The sequence below is a fragment of the Streptomyces sp. NPDC002536 genome (assembly GCF_053594995.1).
Genome location: NZ_JBSFWU010000140.1, coordinates 1 through 15,158, shown reverse-complemented (window position 1 = coordinate 15,158; position 15,158 = coordinate 1). Strand labels below are relative to the sequence as shown.

The following is a 15,158-nucleotide window of genomic DNA, read 5'->3' as shown; positions in this document are numbered from 1 at the left end:
TATTTTCAGCGTTGTACTATTACGTTGGGCAGTCGGTGCCCCCCGGGCGGGGCCCCGGGGAACTGTGCGATCAGCCACCGACGGCCTGCAGCCGACGCACCACCCCAGAGGTCCGGGACGTCGGCTGCGGGCGCATCGTGGCTTGTCGCGCAGTTCCCCGCGCCCCTTCGGGGCGCCCCCCTAGAACCCCCGCGTCCGCTTGGCGGCACGCCGGCCGGCGCCCGCTCCCGGGATGCGGATGAACAGGCGGGCCATCTCCGAACCGAGGTTGACCCCGATCGCGATGGCCAGTGCCAGCGCCGCCGCCTTGGTGAGGCCGGCGATGCCCGTGTTCAGGTCGTTCTTGGCGAAGTTCAGCAGCGCGAAGTACACCGCGCTACCGGGCAGCAGCGGCCCGATCGCCGCCGTGACGTACGGCAGGGCCGACGCGTACCGGTAACGGGCCATCAACTGCCCGAAGAGGCCGACGAGCCCGGCCGCCACGGCCGTGGCCGGCACCGTGTCGAGCCGTACGGTGTCCGCGAGCGCCCCGTAGACGACCCATGCGACCCCGCCGTTCAGGGTCGCGTACAGCACCGTGGAACGTTCCTGCTGGAGCAGCACCGCGAAGGCGAAGCACAGCAGCATGGCCGCGATCGTCTGGACGACCGGCCGCACCTGGCGTTCCAGCGCCGCCTCCGGGTTGAGCGTCGCGCCGCCGATGTGCACGCCCCCGTAGAGCACCATCAGCACACCGCAGACGATGCCCGCGATCAGGTAGCCGACCTCCAGCAGCCGGGCCGCGGCGGTGATGTAGAAGCCCGTCAGGCCGTCCTGCACGCCCGCCACCAGGGCCCGCCCGGGGATCAGGGCGAACAGCCCGCCGGTGATCACGGCCGAGGCCTGGACGTGGACGTACGAGTGCGCCGCGCTGAGCGCGACACCCATCGCGGCGGGCGCCATGGCCGCGGCGACGAACTGGTAGAACTCCGGCAGTCCGCGCCCCGCCGCCAGCCAGGCGAGCCGGTCGCCGAGCATGGCCCCGGCCATCGCCGCGAGGAAGACCACGACGCCGCCGCCCACGAGCATGCTCGCCGCGCCGGCGAGCAGCCCCGCGGCGGCGGTCAGCGCCCAGGACGGGTACGGGTGGCGGTTGCGGCGGATCTCGGCGAGGCGCCCGTACGCCTCCTCCAGGGTCAGGCCCTGGCCCTCCGAGGTGATGTCGTGGACGAGCCGGAAGACGGCGGACAGCCGGGTGTAGTCGGTGCCGCGGCGGCGCACGGTGCGGCCGACGGTCACCGGGTCGTCGACGAGGGACGCCTGATAGCTGACGGACAGCTGGGTGAAGGTGACGGTCGGCTCGCAGCGGCCGAGCCCGTAGGCGTGCGCGACGCCGTACATCGCGGCCTCCACGTCCTCCGCGCCCTCGCCGCCCGCGAGCAGCAGCTCGCCGATGCGCAGCGTCAGGTCGAGGACGCGGGGGACGGCCGGCCCGGTCTCGCCCTCGGCCTTCTCGCCGCGCTCCGGCACCGGCCGCTCCGCCACGGGCATGCGCAGCATGGTGCGCATGCGGTCCTGCCAGGGCTCCTCCTTGGTGAGGCTGACCCGGGGTATGCCGTAGGCCGGGGTGAAGGCGTGGTGGCCGGCCGGGGGCGTGGTGCCCGCGGGGAGAGTGAAGGCCGAGCGCTCCGAGCGGTTGCCCGACTCGGCGGCGATGCCTTGCGGCAGGGCGAACTCGGAGGTGGGGTGCTCGTCCTCGGGAGGCTGTGGCAGCGGCACCCCCAGGGGCGGCGTGAAGGCGCTGTGCGCCTCGTCGGAGTGCGGTTTCCGGTCCTCTCCCGGTGCTCCGTCCGGGTCGCCGCCCCACTGCCGATCCGCCACCACGCGCTCCTCGTCGTGTCCTCGGGAGTCTCCTGCCCCTAGGGCCACGATGCACGATGGGCCGGACGGCCGCTCAACGGGGGGCCGCCTATCCGGAATGCCGGGCTCAGCGGCGCGCGTGCCGCCCGCGCTGCACCGGCATCGGGCGCTCCCCGTCGTCCCCGGCCTTCTTCGCCTTCGAGCGGGCCCGCAGGAACTCGATGGCGATCGGCACCACCGAGATCAGCACGATGGCGACCAGCATCGCCTCGATGTTCTTGCGGACGAACTCGATCTGGCCGAGCACGGCGCCCAGCAGCGTCACGCCGGCGCCCCAGAGCGTGCCGCCGATGATGTTGAAGGTGATGAACGAGCGGTAGTTCATCCTGCTCACGCCGGCGATGATCGGCGTGAAGGTCCGGATGACGGGCACGAAGCGGGCCAGCACCAGCGACTTCGGCCCGTACTTCTCGAAGAACTCGTGGGCCTTCTGGACGTTCTCCTGCTTGAAGATCTTCGAGTCGGGGCGCCGGAACAGCGCCGGGCCCACCTTGCGGCCGAAGAGATAGCCCGCCTGGTCGCCGAGGATCGCGGCGAGCGCGACGAGCAGACAGACCACCCACAGCGGGTACTGGTTCAGCTTGCCCGTGGTGACCAGCAGGCCCGTGGTGAACAGGAGCGAGTCTCCCGGCAGGAAGAAGCCGATGAGCAGGCCCGACTCGGCGAAGACGATGGCCAGGACTCCGAGCAGGCCGAACTGGCCGATCAGGTAGTCCGAGTCCAGCCACTGGGGGCCGAGCGCGAGGGTGGTCGGGGTCACGGGTGACAGGCTCCTGGGTCGAGGGCACAGGCTCGTGCGAGGCCCGGGCACAGGCGGGGGAGGCGGTGCGGCCACCAAGTATGCAACGGACCCGGGTACCGCCCGGTTCCGGAGGGCGACCGGGACCGCACCCCCCGTACGTGACACCGTGCGTGGCAACCCGCCGACCTCGGCGTGCGTCTCGATCGTCGACCGGCAAAACTGCACAGACGGAGGTGGATGCAATGAGCATCAATGAGTTCGGCGGCGGTCAGCAGGCGCAGTCGGATGTGCTCGTGGTGACGACGAACGACGTGCCCGGCCACCGGGTGGAGCGGGTGATCGGCGAGGTCTTCGGCCTCACCGTGCGCTCCCGGAACGTCGGCAGCCAGATCGGCGCGGGCCTGAAGTCCCTGATCGGCGGCGAGCTCAAGGGCCTGACCAAGACCCTGGTCGAGACCCGCAACCAGGCCATGGAGCGGCTCGTCGAGCAGGCCCGGGCGCGCGGCGCCAACGCCATCCTGGCGTTCCGCTTCGACGTGACGGAGGCCGCGGACCTCGGCACGGAGGTCTGCGCGTACGGCACGGCCGTGGTGATCGCCCCGCAGCAGTGATCCTGCCGGTGAGGGGGCGGTGCGGGGACGGTCCCCCGCACCGCCCCCCGCCTGCCGGTCGTCGCTCAGCCGCGCCGGGCCGCATTCGCCAGGATGGCGTCCCGCAGGAACAGGGCCATCCCCGGCTGGATCGCGTCGTAGTGGGCGGTGAACCGCTCGTCGTCGACGTACATCCTGCCGATGCAGCTGTGGAGCTCGTACGAGCAGTCGTAGTAGAACTCGTCGAGCTGCCGCCGGTGCTCCTCCGCGAGGTCCATCGCCCCGGCCGAGTCGGCCGCGGCGCCGGATGCCACGAGCGCGGCGATCCGCGCGTCGAGGTCGTCGGTCGCGGCCTTGATCCGCTTCCAGTCCTCCTTGGTGTACGCAGCTGTGCGCTGTTGCGACTGCGCATACGCCTCGGTGGAGCCCCACCGCTCCTCGACCTCCGCCGCGTGCTCGTCGGGGTCGTAGTCGCCGAAGACCTCGAACTTCTCCTCCGGCGTGAGCTGAATACCCATCTTCCGTGCCTCCATGGCGTGTTCGACGGCGGCGGCCATCCGCTGGAGACGCTCGATCCGGTCGGTCAGCAGCCCGTGCTGCCGCCGCAGGTGCGCCATCGGATCGGCGCCGGGATCGTCCAGCAGCGCCGCCACCTCGTCGAGCGGGAAGCCGAGCTCCCGGTAGAACAGGATCTGCTGCAGCCGGTCGAGATCCGCGTCCTCGTACCGCCGGTGCCCGGCGTGACTGCGGCCGGACGGCACGAGCAGCCCGATCTCGTCGTAGTGGTGCAACGTCCTGACGGTCACACCTGCAAAGGCGGCAACCTGTCCCACGGAGTGGCTCATCTCCTCCGCTCCCTTCTCTGTACGCACTCCACGATGAGGGCTCACGTTGCGTGAGGTGCAAGCCGAAAGGAGGACCGGGCCGATGTCAGGCGAAGGGGACGGCGTCCTTGGGGTCGGTGTGCCAGTCGGTGACGGTCGGCCTGTCGACGAGGATCGTGCCGACCTTCAGACTCACCGGGTTCGGGTCCTCGGTGCCCACGCTGACGATGATGCTGTCGAGCTCCTTGCCGTGATCGGTGTTGGCGCTCTTCGGGTTCACACCGGCGTAGACGGTGGTGTTCCCCTTCAGCGTCACCGCATCGCCCGCGACCTGCTCGGCCGGGCCGGCCATGGTCCCGTCCGAGCCGAAGGAGACCGTCGGGAGACCGGCGGGCAGCGTGCAGGTGATGCCGGGCTTGGCCTTGGCACTGAGGAGGATGTAGCCGCCGGCCTGGGTCTCCGAGCGGGTGCCCCAGGTGATGTCGTTGGCGCCGCAGATCTGGCCGTAGTGACCGCTCTTGTCGGCACCGCCGGAGGGCGCACCGGTGTGCGTCCTGCCGTGTCCGTGGCCGCCCGTGGGCTGCGCGGTACGCGCGCTGCCGTCATGGGACGGGGCGGGGGCGGCGGCAGGGGCGGACGCGGCGACGGAGGCGGAGGGGGATACGGACGTGGCCGGGGACGCACCGCCCGTGGCGGAGGCGTCGTCGCTGCAAGCGGCCAGCGACAGCGCCCCGGCGAACGCGGCGGCGGCGATGGCGGCGGTACGGATGCGGTGCTTGCGCATGGTGATTCGGTTCTCCCCGGGTGACGGTACGAGCCGGCTGACCGGCCGGCGACACCCACCCTGCGAGCCACGGCTCCACCCCCGCAACGCCCTGCCGAGAAGACGGGACGGCGGAACGAAAACCCCCATCTGACCTGCAGAAACGTCGCCCCCTGGAACGCCGCCCCGGGACGCGGGGGCGGTCTCTCAGGCGGTGACTCCCGGCACCACCAGGCCGGACTCGTACGCGATCACCACTGCGTGGGTGCGGTTCTGCGCGCCGAGTTTGGTCAGCACGTTCCCGACGTGGGTCTTCACCGTCTCCAGGCTCACCGTGAGGGACTTGGCGATCTCCGGGTTGGACAGGCCGGTGGCCATCAGCCGGAGCACCTCCTCCTCCCGGTCCGTCAGCGCCGCCCTGGGCAGCGCCTCGGCGGAGCCCAGCGGGCGGGCGGCGACCATCCGGCGCAGCGCCGCGGGGAAGAGGATCGCCTCGCCCGCCGCCACCACGCGCACCGCCTCCGCGATCTGCGGGACCGGAAGCCGCTTGAGGACGAACCCGGCGGCACCCGCGCCGAGCGCGGCGGTGACGTGGCCGTCGTTCTCGAAGGTGGTGATCACCACGACCTTCGGGGGGTCGGCCGACCCGGCCAGCAGGTGCCGGGTGGCCTCGATGCCGTTGCGACGCGGCATCCGCACGTCCATCAGGACCACGTCCGGCCGCAGCTTCCGCGCCTGCTCGACCGCCTCGACGCCGTCGGCGGCCTCGCCGACGACGGTGATTCCGGGCTGTGCCGCGAGCAGCAGGCGGAGACCGCTGCGGGTCACCTCGTCGTCGTCCGCGATCAGGAGGGTGACGGCCGCGCTCGCGTCAGGGCCGATCATGCGTGCGACCGTACCGGCAGCCGGACCGCCAGCCTCCAGTGCTGCGTGCCGTCCGGGCCGGCCTCGAACTCGCCGTGCAGCAGCCGCACGCGCTCGGCCAGCCCGGGCAGGCCGTGCCCGGACGTGGGGAAGGCGCGCCGGCCCGCGCCCGTGCCGGTCCGGTTGACCACACCGAGCTCCACGGCGTCCGGCGCGGCCGCCACCCGGACCTCGATCGGGCCGCCCGCCCCGTGCCGCAGCGCGTTCGTCAGCCCCTCCTGCAGGATCCTGTACGCCGCCCGGGAGAGGGTCCCCTGCAGCTGCGCCCACTCGCCCGACAGCTCCGGCTCCACCACCGCGCCCGCGTGCCGCAGCCGGTCCAGCAGCTCGGGCAGGTCGGCCAGGGTCCGGGCCGGCGCGGTCTCCGCCTTCTCCTCGCGCAGCGCGCCCAGCACGTAGTCCAGGTCCTCCAGCGCGGCGCGGGCCGACTCCTCGATGCTGCGCATGGCGGCCCGTGCCGCCGCCGGGTCGGCGGAGAGCACCTCGCCCGCCACCGCCGCCTGGATCGTGGTCGCCGTCAGTGTGTGCCCGATGGAGTCGTGCAACTCCTGGGCCAGCCGGTTGCGTTCGGCCAGCAGCAGCTCCCGTTCGGCGGCCAGCGCGAGCCGTTCGGCCGCCGACGGGCCCAACAGCCTTGGCGCCAGCCGGCGCAGGCCGTTCGTGACCACCAGGCACATCGCCGCCGCCAGCAGCACGCAGACGAGCGCCGCCACCCAGCTCTGCCAACCGCGCTCCGGCCGCAGCGACCAGCCGTTCACGCTCACCCCGAACTCGGCGCCGGCCCAGCCCCCGGGGAGGAGCAGGCCCGCGAGGAGCAGGACACCGCTCAGCAGTGCCCCTGCCCAGCCCAGTGCCACGTGCAGCAACAGCCACGCCGGGGTCCGCCAACGGTCGGCGCCGGACGGCTCGGCGGGCTTCGCCACAGGATCCGGCAACGGCACCCTCAGCATCCGGCGGGCGCACGCGACCAGTACCCGCCGGGTGATCCGCGGAAGCCCGACCGCGCCGGTCAGCGCCGCCCAGATCAGCAGGGCGAGAGCCGCCCGCATGCCGTAGGGGGCGGAAGGCCACGCCATGGCCGGGAGCATCGCGAACGGCAGCAGCGGAAGGCTCACCAGCGCGCCGCACCAGGCGAACAGCGCACCCGCATACGTGGAGCCGCGCAGCAGCGGCCGGATTCCGTCGAGCATGATCAGGTCAGTATGGCCGGGCCGCCCACCGGCGGCCTCCCTCGATCGGGGGAGCGTTTTCTCCCGCCTTTCCGCGATGTGCACCCGGGCCACCGGACATCAGGATCGCCTCCTGACCAGTCGACGGGAGAACGGCTCATGAACGCACAGATGGACAAGACGGATAGGACGGATAGGACGGACAAGAACGGCTCCGCCGTGGCCGCCAAGGTGCTGGGCATCACCGGCCTGCTCACCTCGGTCGTCCTCGTCGGCGGCCCGCTCGGCGTCATCGGCCTGATCCTGGGCATCTCCGCCCTGATGACGGCCGGACGGACCGGTGTGGGCCGGGGCCGGGCCATGACCGGCGTGGTGACGTCGTCCCTCGCGATCGTGGTCTCCGCCCTGGTCGCCGTCTTCCTGGTCTGGTACGCGAACAAGACGCAGGCGTGCTACGACCCCGGCAGTTTCCACGCGTACGAGCAGTGCGTGCGCCAACACCTCACCGGCAGCTGACCCACTTCCTATTCCTCCCCCGCCATCCCGTACGCCCCCGCCTCCAGCCGTGCGATCAGGCCCCGCGTCCAGCGTTCCCCGCTCTCCGCCTGGTGCTCCCACATGCCGCCGATCTCGGCGATGTGGCCCCAGTCGTCGCCCTCGGGCGGGGTCCAGCGGGCGCGGATGTCGGCGCGCCAGGCCTCCAGGGCGGCCACGCGCTGCCGCAGCAGGGAGACGGCCTCGGCCCGCGGGAGGTCGGTGAGGAAGCCGATTCCTGCGGTGAGGACGTCCAGTTGGGGGGCCGTCGAGGTCAGTGCGGCGCGGAGGAGGGCGAGGAACTCGGTCTCGCCCGCCGCCGTCAGTTCGTACTCCGTGCGGGGCGGGCCGCCGGCCTCGCTGGGGGCCGTCTCGTGCTCGACCATCAGGCCTTGGCGGGCCATGGATTTCAGGGCGTGGTAGATCGAGCCGGGCTTGGCGTTCGACCACTCGTGGGCGCCCCACATCTCCAGGTCCGCGCGGACCTGGTAGCCGTGGGTGCGTCCGTGCTGGCGCACTGCGCCCAGGACCAGGAGGCGGATCGCCGACATCGGGTGCGGTCTCCTTGCTGAGGGGCCGGAGGAACGGGTGGGCGGGGCCCACCCTTTCACCTCAGGCCGTCGCGCGTTCCTCGTCCACCAGCTCGAACGCCGTCTTGCCGTCGAGCGACTCGCGGATCACGTCGGCGTGGCCCGCGTGCCGGGCGGTCTCCTCGATCAGGTGCAGCAGCAGCCACCGCATCGACACCCGGGTCTGCGGCGGGAACCACGGACGCTCCGGCAGCGGGAAGGTCTGCTCCAGGCCCGGCAGCCCGCGGATGTACTCCTCCACCTCCGCCCGCACCTTCTCCCAGTGCGCGAGCCTTCCGGCCACGGTCTCGCCCTCCGCCAGGCGGAAGCTGTCCGGCCAGTTGGACTCGTCGCGCTGGACCTCCGGCGGCAGCTGCTGGGCCATGCGGAGCCAGTTGTGCTCGACCTCGACGACGTGCTTGAGCAGGCCGCCCAGGGACAGCTCGCTGGCGCTGGGCTTCTGCCGGGCCTGCTCCTCCGTCAGGCCGAGCACGGCGCGGCGGATGCCGCCGCGCTGCGCCTCCAGGAAGGCCAGCAGGGTGCCGCGCTCGTCGGAGGGGTCCGGTTCGGTCACGTGGGTGGGCATGGGAGCTCTCCTTCGGTCGTCGTCCTCGCGAACGGCTCCAAGGTAGGGCCGAAGGAGGTCAGTTCCTGTCCTACACGCGCCACGCGACACGGACGCGCGCGTTCAGAACGGGAATCTGCTCCGGCCGTGCTGGATCGAGATCCACTTCGTCGTCGTGAACGCGTCCACCATCGCGTCCCCGTTGAGCCGCCCCACTCCGGAGTGCTTCTCGCCGCCGAACGGCACGATCGCCTCGTCGTGCACCGTCGCGTCGTTGACGTGCACCATGCCCGTCTCGATGCGCTTGGCCACCCGCACGCCCCGCTCGACGTCCCCGGTGTGGACGGCGCCGCTCAGGCCGTACGGGGTCGCGTTGGCGAGCCGCACGGCCTCGTCCTCGCCGTCGAAGGGGATGATCAGGGCGACGGGGCCGAAGATCTCCTGGCCCAGGATGGGGGCGTCCTCCTTGAGGCCCGTCAGGACGGACGGGCCGACGAGCGTGCCGTCCGTCTCGCCCCGTACGAGCGCGGTCGCCCCGCTCGCCACCGTCTGCTCCACGAGCGTCGTGATCGCCTCGGCCTGGCCGGAGTTGATGAGGGGGCCGATGTGCGTGGCGGGGTCTCCCGGGTCGCCGACCTTCAGGGTGCGCACCTTCGCCACGAACTTCTCGGTGAACTCGCGCTCCACGGAACGGTCCACGAGCACCCGGTTCGCGGCCATGCAGACCTGTCCCTGGTGGACGAACCGGCTGAAGACCGCCGCGTCCACCGCGTAGTCGACGTCCGCGTCGTCGAGGACGATCAGGGCGCTGTTGCCGCCGAGTTCGAGGATGACCTTCTTGAAGTGCGAGGCGGCCACCGTCGCGACGTGCCGGCCGACCTTGTCGGAGCCGGTGAAGGACAGCACCTTGGGGACGGGGTGCTCGATGAGCGCGTCACCGATCTCCGCGATGTCGGTGACGACGACGTTGAGCACGCCGGCCGGGACACCGGCGTCCGCGAAGAGCTTGGCGACCAGGCCGCCGCCGCATATGGGCGTGTTCTGGTGCGGCTTGAGGACGACCGCATTGCCGAGGGCGAGGGCCGGGGCCACCGACTTGATCGACAGCAGGAACGGGAAGTTGAACGGGCTGATCACGCCGACGACCCCGACGGGCACCCGGTAGAGGCGGTTCTCCTTGGTGTCGTCGGGGGAGGGCAGGATGCGGCCCTCGGCGCGCAGTGCGAGCTGGATCGCCTCGCGCAGGAACTCCCGTACCAGGTGCAGTTCGAAGGCCGCCTTGACGGCGGTGCCGCCGCATTCCGCGGTGATCGCCGCGGTCAGCTCCTCCTCGGTGTCGTCGATGATGCGCAGCGCGCGCTCGAAGACGAGCCGGCGGCGGTACGGGTTGACCGCGGCCCAGCCGGGCTGGGCGCGCTCGGCGGCGCGGTAGGCCTGGTCGATCTCGGCCACGGTGGCCACGGTGATGGAGGCGAGCTTCTCCCCGTCGTACGGGTTGAAGTCGACGATGTCCCAGGAGCCGCTGCCGGCCCGCCACTCGCCGTCGATGTACTGGAATGCCAGTTCGTTGAAGTAGGAGCAGTAGGACATGCGCCATCCCTGTCTGCGAAAAGCGGGGCGCCCGTGACGCCCTTATCGAATTGGGGCCTCCTGATGGGACGTCATCGTACTGATGTATCAGACGAGTTGAAGGAGGCGGCCTATCAGTTCGCGCGATTCGGCTGGCGGCAGGCTCTCGGCGTGCAGCTGCTCCATCACGCGTTCGTACTGGGCCACATCCTCCCCCTTGTCGAGGTAGAGCGCACTGGTGAGCTGCTCCAGGTACACCACGTCCGACAGGTCCGACTCGGGGAACCGCAGCATGGCGAACGCGCCGCTCTCGCCCGAGTGGCCGCCGTGTGCGAACGGCATCACCTGCAGTGTCACGTTGGGCTGTTCGGAGATGTCGACGAGGTGCTGGAGCTGCCCGCGCATGACCTCCCGCCCGCCGTACGGGCGGTGCAGCGCGGCCTCGTCGAGCACGGCGTGGAAGCGCGGGGCGCGCTCCGAGAAGAGCAGCTTCTGGCGCTCCATGCGGAGCGAGACCCGGCGCTCTATCTCCGCGTCGTCGGCCTTCGGGTTGCCCCGGACTACTACGGCGTGCGCATATCCTTCGGTCTGCAACAGGCCGTGGACGAACTGCACTTCGTAGACCGAGATGTGCGAGGCGGCTCCCTCGAGTCCTACATATGTCTGGAACCAGCCGGGCAGTACGTCACCGTAGCTGTGCCACCAGCCCGCCACATTGGCCTCGCGGGCCAGCCCGAGCAGGGCCTCGCGCTCGGCCCCGTCGGTGACCCCGTACAGCGTGAGCAGGTCCTCCACATCCCGCGCCTTGAAGCTCACCCGGCCCAGCTCCATGCGGCTGATCTTCGACTCGGACGCCCGGATCGAGTACCCGGCTGCTTCGCGCGTGATGCCGCGCGACTCCCGCAGCCTCCTGAGCTGGGAGCCCAGCAGTATGCGTCGCACCACGGAACCGCTCGACTCGTTCGTGGTCATCTCTGCGACCCTTCCTCTTCCGGTCCTGTGTCAGGGCTGTGTGGTGGTGTCGTCGCTTCCGCACCCTCCTGAGGGCGACCCCCGCTGCCCTCGGCGCCGAAGTCTGCCATCTCCGGGCTGCGTTGCGTGCAGGTGTGGTTACCCAGATGAGCCATAGGCGGAGTCTCTACGTCAGGAGGCGCAGGGAGAATTGCTCCCCAACCGCCCTGTGCGCCCCCAAATCCCCCTCGTGCACGTGCATCTGCCCTTGCATCCGCCCTGCGCATTGGGAACCATGGAGCTCGCACACGTGCACGTCACGTCACGTCCTCGATTGCCAGGAGTGCCTCGGATGGGTACCGAAGGATCGACTGTGCTCTCGCCGTTATGGAGAGGGCTGCCCGCGATCGACTCATCCGTCGTCTCCAACTCGGCGTCCTGTTCCCTGCCGCCTCGCTTCGAAGCGGTGCGCAGCGCAAGGAAGTTCACCGCAGCCACGCTCGAACAGTGGGGCCTCGCCGCGCTGTTCGACGACGTGGCGCTCGTCGTCTCCGAGCTGGTGACCAACTCTCTGCGCTACGCCGCCGCACCGGGCGACCGTGCGGGCGACGGGTACGAGGCTCCGGTACGCCTCCATCTGATGCGCTGGACGACGCGACTCGTGTGTGCCGTACGCGATCCGAGCGAGGCCGGCCCCGTCGCGGGCCGTGCCGCCGCGGGGGACGAGTGCGGCCGCGGGCTGTTTCTGGTGGAGCAGTTCAGCGACAGCTGGGGATGGCACCCGCTGGCGGGGGCGCTGCGGGGCAAGGTGGTGTGGGCGCTGTTCGGACTGCCGCGCGAGAGCGGGCCCGACGGGGGCGACGGGGGGCTCCGCGACGGGTTCCCGCTCTAGCCGGCGGCTGCGCAGCGCGCTGCCCGCACACGGCGGAATTCCGACGGAAAGCCGTACGACTGGAGGGGAGTCGTGCGACCTGCCGACGGGACGACGGCCCGGCACGGGGCCTAGTCCCGTATCAGGTAGTCGAATTCGCCGTCCTTGATTCCCAGCAGCATGGCCTCGATCTCGGCGGGGGTGTAGACGAGAGCGGGGCCCTCCGGGTGGCGGGAGTTGCGCACGGCAACCCCGCCACCCGGCAGTTTTGCGAACTCCACGCAGGAGCCCTGGGAGTTGGAGTGACGGCTCTTTCTCCAGACGACACCGTCGATGTCCGATGCAGCCATGCCGTTGTACGCGTGGGGCACTGGGCTCTCCCGGATGATTGCAGGGGGCATCCCAGGACGTGGATTCAGGGATGACAACTGCTCCGGATCATAGCTGCGTTCATGTGCTCATGCATGAGCCGATGCACGTGCACGTTGGGTGTTCCGGTCGCTACTTCACGGATTCCGACCGGAAGCCGGACGTCCAGCGGAAACCGCGGAGGAATAGGGCAGGAGCGCCATCTCGCGGGCATTCTTGATCGCCCTGGACAGCTGCCGCTGCTGCTGCACGGTGACATGGGTCACCCGGCGGCTGCGGATCTTCCCGCGGTCCGAAATGAACTTCCGCAGGAGATCGGTGTCCTTGTAGTCGACGTACGTGATTCCCGCCGCGTCCAGGGGATTGCGGCGGGGCCTGGGGGCCTTGCGGTTGTTGCGATGACCGGGGGGCATGGGGAGGGCGGTCCTTTCGGATCGTTCCGGATCTTTCCGGATCAGGAAACGGATCAGGAAACGGGGTCGAGGAGTTCGTCGAAGGCGTGCGAAAGACTGCGCCAGGCGGCCGGGCCTGCGGCATATTCGGCATCGGTGAGCAGGCACGACTCCAGCAGCGAACGCAGTCCGTCGGCGTCGAGCCCGGGCGAGGTGAAGGTGAGGTACTGGGCGCGGTCACCGTGCTCGGGGTGCCAGTCCAGCGCCGCGGCCACCCGGCGGGCCGGGGGCACCAACTCCCAGGCGGCGTCCGGCAGCGAGGCCAGCCAGGGCCCGGCGTTCTCCACGCACAGGGCGCCGCCCGCCGCGTCCCAGGCGAGCAGGGTGTCGCTCCGGTCGGCGAGCCAGAACCGCCCCCGGCTGCGGGCCGCGGCGCAGGTCAGGTCCTCCAGCGCCGCGTGGAGCCGCCCGGGGTGGAAGGGGCGGCGGCCCTGCCAGACGAGCGTGCCGACGCCGTCCGCGTCGGCCTCCTGCGGCAGCAGGGCACAGGCGGGGTGCTGCCGCAGGGCCGCGGCCTCGACGTCGAAGCCGGCCACCGCGGCCGCGGCGAGCTCGACGGAACCGACGGGGATGCGGCGGGCCCCGGGCGTGAGCTGGGCGAGGATCGTGTGGTCGGAGGCGTCGGAGACGTCCTCCGCCGCCGCGATCGCCAGCACCGTCGGGTACTCCAACTGCCGCGCGAACGTGTCCGCGACGGTCCGCTGATCGGTCGCCGCGGCGGCCAGGCCGGCCTCGGCCAGGTCGTCCCCGTTGCCCAGGCACGGCAGCACCAGGACCGGGTCCACGGCCGTGAACACCCCGGTCAGCCGCACGTCCGGGCCGCCGTGCGCGGCCACGACCTCGGCCATCGCCTTCGGCTCGACGGAGTCCCAGAGCTCCACGACCGCGAGCCGGTGCGTCCCGGCCGCGGCGATCCGCTCCAGCTCCGGCACCAGGTCCTCGCGCAGGGCACAGCAGGCGCAGTCGTTGACCAGCGGCGCCTCGCCCTCGTCGAGCATCCCCGAGCGGTCGCGCACGGTCCGGCGGACGGTCCCGGCGATGGCCGTCGCCAGGTCGTGGTGCAGGGCGACGGACCCCGGCACGGTGTGCAGCAGCCGCTCGACGACGGCACGGCGGGCGTCGCCGTGCAGTCCGCCGACCAGCACCACGGGCAACTGTGGGGCGGACATCAGCGCGCCCCGCCCCGGCCGCGCTTGCCGTAACGGCGCTCGAAGCGCTCCACGCGCCCTGCGGTGTCCATGACGCGCGCGGTGCCCGTGTAGAAGGGGTGGCTCGCCGAGGAGATCTCCACGTCGATCACGGGGTAGGTGTTGCCGTCCTCCCACTCGATCGTCTTGTCGCTGGTAGCGGTCGACCGGGTGAGGAAGGCGAAGTCGGCGGCGCGGTCGCGGAAGACGACGGGGCCGTAGGAGGGGTGGATTCCGGGCTTCATGACGGTCAGCGCTCCTCTCGGAAGATGACGTGCCGGCCGACGACCGGGTCGTACTTGCGCAGGGAGATTCGGTCGGGATCGTTACGGCGGTTCTTGCGGGTCACGTAGGTGTAGCCGGTCCCGGCGGTGGACCGGAGCTTGACGACCGGGCGTAGTTCGTTGCGGGCCATGGGCGCTACTATACAGAAATGGTTTCCATTTTCATCTGGAGGGACTGACGATGTCCGCCCACTGCCAACTCACCGGCCGCAGGCCGGGGTTCGGTAACTCCGTGTCCCACTCCCACCGGCGCACCGCCCGCCGCTTCGACCCCAACGTGCAGCGCAAGCGGTACTGGCTGCCGAGCGAGGGGCGATACGTCCGGCTGGTGCTCAGCACGAAGGGGATCAAGACGGTCGACTCGATCGGGATCGAGGCCGCGGTGGCACGCATCCGCGCACGAGGGGTGAAGGTCTGATGGCGAAGAAGAGCAAGATCGCGAAGAACGAGAAGCGCCGGCTGACGGTGGCGCGGTATGCGGCACGGCGGGCCGTGCTCAAGGCCGTCATCCGCGATGCGCAGGCGCCGGAGGACGAGCGCGCAGCGGCCCGGGCGGAGCTGGCGCGGCAGCCGCGCGACGCCAGCGCGACGCGGGTGCGGAACCGGGACTCGGTGGACGGCCGCCCGCGCGGCCACCTGCGGGCCTTCGGCCTGTCACGGATCAATGTGCGGGCCGCCGCACATGCGGGGTTCCTGCCGGGGGTGCGGAAGGCGAGCTGGTAAAAGGGGCACCGTTCCTTAGTCTGCGCCCCGTCAGGGGCGCGGGGAACTGCGCGATCAGCCACGACGCGCCCGCAGTCGAGGTCCCCGGGGTGGTGCGTCGGCTGCAGGCCGTCGGTGGCTGAGCGCGCAGTTCCCCGCGCCCCTGACGGGGCGCGAAGCCCCCGTTGTCAGAC

The 15,158-nt window shown here is 71.3% G+C and carries 20 protein-coding genes; 5 read left to right on the top strand and 15 right to left on the bottom strand.

From position 1 onward, the window contains the following. Positions 1 to 180: 180 nt before the first annotated feature. Together ACWD4B_RS32300 and ACWD4B_RS32295 are read right to left on the bottom strand one after the other, a co-directional pair. Positions 181 to 1,860 carry a threonine/serine ThrE exporter family protein gene (locus ACWD4B_RS32300; RefSeq protein WP_451424102.1) on the bottom strand — a complete coding sequence of 560 codons (1,680 nt, stop codon included), beginning with the start codon at positions 1,858 to 1,860 and terminating at the stop codon, positions 181 to 183. A gap of 106 nt (positions 1,861 to 1,966) precedes the next feature. Next, positions 1,967 to 2,659, bottom strand: a complete 693-nt coding sequence (locus ACWD4B_RS32295; RefSeq protein ID WP_451424101.1) for a DedA family protein — start codon at positions 2,657 to 2,659, stop codon at positions 1,967 to 1,969. A 224-nt stretch (positions 2,660 to 2,883) separates the two neighbouring features. Here ACWD4B_RS32295 and ACWD4B_RS32290 point away from each other — a divergent pair, with 224 nt between their 5' ends. Continuing rightward, positions 2,884 to 3,252, top strand: coding sequence for a YbjQ family protein (locus ACWD4B_RS32290; protein ID WP_336410727.1), 369 nt, complete (start codon positions 2,884 to 2,886; stop codon positions 3,250 to 3,252). A 65-nt stretch (positions 3,253 to 3,317) separates the two neighbouring features. Here the strand turns inward: ACWD4B_RS32290 and ACWD4B_RS32285 are convergent, their stop codons facing one another. From ACWD4B_RS32285 to ACWD4B_RS32270, 4 genes are all read right to left on the bottom strand, one after another. Beyond that, positions 3,318 to 4,076: a MerR family transcriptional regulator gene (locus ACWD4B_RS32285; protein ID WP_451424100.1), complete on the bottom strand. Its 759-nt coding sequence runs from the start codon at positions 4,074 to 4,076 to the stop codon at positions 3,318 to 3,320. An 85-nt stretch (positions 4,077 to 4,161) separates the two neighbouring features. Continuing rightward, positions 4,162 to 4,839 carry a DUF4232 domain-containing protein gene (locus tag ACWD4B_RS32280; RefSeq protein ID WP_451424099.1) on the bottom strand — a complete coding sequence of 226 codons (678 nt, stop codon included), beginning with the start codon at positions 4,837 to 4,839 and terminating at the stop codon, positions 4,162 to 4,164. 186 nt (positions 4,840 to 5,025) lie between these two features. Continuing rightward, on the bottom strand, positions 5,026 to 5,703 hold the full coding sequence (locus ACWD4B_RS32275) for a response regulator transcription factor (protein ID WP_451424098.1): 678 nt from the start codon (positions 5,701 to 5,703) through the stop codon (positions 5,026 to 5,028). Then, the gene (locus ACWD4B_RS32270; protein ID WP_451424097.1) at positions 5,700 to 6,932 is read right to left on the bottom strand and encodes a sensor histidine kinase; all 1,233 of its coding nucleotides are present in this window, start codon (positions 6,930 to 6,932) and stop codon (positions 5,700 to 5,702) included. Before ACWD4B_RS32270 ends, ACWD4B_RS32275 begins: the two co-directional genes overlap by 4 nt. A gap of 138 nt (positions 6,933 to 7,070) precedes the next feature. Between ACWD4B_RS32270 and ACWD4B_RS32265 the strand changes: the two genes are divergently transcribed. Next, positions 7,071 to 7,427: a DUF4190 domain-containing protein gene (locus ACWD4B_RS32265; RefSeq protein WP_451424096.1), complete on the top strand. Its 357-nt coding sequence runs from the start codon at positions 7,071 to 7,073 to the stop codon at positions 7,425 to 7,427. An 8-nt stretch (positions 7,428 to 7,435) separates the two neighbouring features. On the opposite strand, the gene ACWD4B_RS32260 is transcribed toward ACWD4B_RS32265, so the two are convergent. The 4 genes from ACWD4B_RS32260 to ACWD4B_RS32245 form a co-directional block, all read right to left on the bottom strand. Then, the gene (locus tag ACWD4B_RS32260; RefSeq protein WP_451424095.1) at positions 7,436 to 7,996 is read right to left on the bottom strand and encodes a PadR family transcriptional regulator; all 561 of its coding nucleotides are present in this window, start codon (positions 7,994 to 7,996) and stop codon (positions 7,436 to 7,438) included. 61 nt (positions 7,997 to 8,057) lie between these two features. Next, the gene (locus ACWD4B_RS32255) at positions 8,058 to 8,600 is read right to left on the bottom strand and encodes a DinB family protein (RefSeq protein WP_451424094.1); all 543 of its coding nucleotides are present in this window, start codon (positions 8,598 to 8,600) and stop codon (positions 8,058 to 8,060) included. A 102-nt stretch (positions 8,601 to 8,702) separates the two neighbouring features. Further along, complete coding sequence (locus ACWD4B_RS32250; RefSeq protein WP_451424093.1) at positions 8,703 to 10,169, bottom strand: aldehyde dehydrogenase family protein; 1,467 nt, start codon at positions 10,167 to 10,169, stop codon at positions 8,703 to 8,705. Between the two features lie 87 nt (positions 10,170 to 10,256). Further along, the gene (locus tag ACWD4B_RS32245; RefSeq protein ID WP_451424092.1) at positions 10,257 to 11,120 is read right to left on the bottom strand and encodes a helix-turn-helix domain-containing protein; all 864 of its coding nucleotides are present in this window, start codon (positions 11,118 to 11,120) and stop codon (positions 10,257 to 10,259) included. 331 nt (positions 11,121 to 11,451) lie between these two features. Here ACWD4B_RS32245 and ACWD4B_RS32240 point away from each other — a divergent pair, with 331 nt between their 5' ends. Next, positions 11,452 to 11,991 (top strand): ATP-binding protein, encoded by a 540-nt coding sequence (locus tag ACWD4B_RS32240; RefSeq protein ID WP_451424091.1) that lies wholly within the window; start codon positions 11,452 to 11,454, stop codon positions 11,989 to 11,991. A gap of 110 nt (positions 11,992 to 12,101) precedes the next feature. On the opposite strand, the gene ACWD4B_RS32235 is transcribed toward ACWD4B_RS32240, so the two are convergent. From ACWD4B_RS32235 to rpmG, 5 genes are all read right to left on the bottom strand, one after another. Beyond that, positions 12,102 to 12,341, bottom strand: a complete 240-nt coding sequence (locus tag ACWD4B_RS32235; RefSeq protein WP_451424090.1) for a DUF397 domain-containing protein — start codon at positions 12,339 to 12,341, stop codon at positions 12,102 to 12,104. A gap of 135 nt (positions 12,342 to 12,476) precedes the next feature. Further along, entirely contained in the window at positions 12,477 to 12,752 is a 276-nt protein-coding gene (rpsR, locus tag ACWD4B_RS32230; RefSeq protein WP_451424089.1) for a 30S ribosomal protein S18, read from the bottom strand. 53 nt (positions 12,753 to 12,805) lie between these two features. After that, positions 12,806 to 13,960 carry a CobW family GTP-binding protein gene (locus ACWD4B_RS32225; RefSeq protein ID WP_451424088.1) on the bottom strand — a complete coding sequence of 385 codons (1,155 nt, stop codon included), beginning with the start codon at positions 13,958 to 13,960 and terminating at the stop codon, positions 12,806 to 12,808. Then, positions 13,960 to 14,223, bottom strand: a complete 264-nt coding sequence (locus ACWD4B_RS32220; RefSeq protein WP_451424087.1) for a type B 50S ribosomal protein L31 — start codon at positions 14,221 to 14,223, stop codon at positions 13,960 to 13,962. The genes ACWD4B_RS32225 and ACWD4B_RS32220 overlap by 1 nt, the downstream gene beginning before the upstream one ends. Positions 14,224 to 14,228: 5 nt before the next feature. Continuing rightward, positions 14,229 to 14,393 carry a 50S ribosomal protein L33 gene (gene rpmG, locus ACWD4B_RS32215; protein ID WP_451424086.1) on the bottom strand — a complete coding sequence of 55 codons (165 nt, stop codon included), beginning with the start codon at positions 14,391 to 14,393 and terminating at the stop codon, positions 14,229 to 14,231. 50 nt (positions 14,394 to 14,443) lie between these two features. Between rpmG and rpmB the strand changes: the two genes are divergently transcribed. Both rpmB and rpsN read left to right on the top strand, forming a co-directional pair. After that, on the top strand, positions 14,444 to 14,680 hold the full coding sequence (gene rpmB / locus ACWD4B_RS32210; protein ID WP_451424085.1) for a 50S ribosomal protein L28: 237 nt from the start codon (positions 14,444 to 14,446) through the stop codon (positions 14,678 to 14,680). Beyond that, positions 14,680 to 14,985, top strand: coding sequence for a 30S ribosomal protein S14 (rpsN, locus tag ACWD4B_RS32205; RefSeq protein WP_451424084.1), 306 nt, complete (start codon positions 14,680 to 14,682; stop codon positions 14,983 to 14,985). Before rpmB ends, rpsN begins: the two co-directional genes overlap by 1 nt. The last annotated feature ends 173 nt before the right edge of the window (positions 14,986 to 15,158 follow it).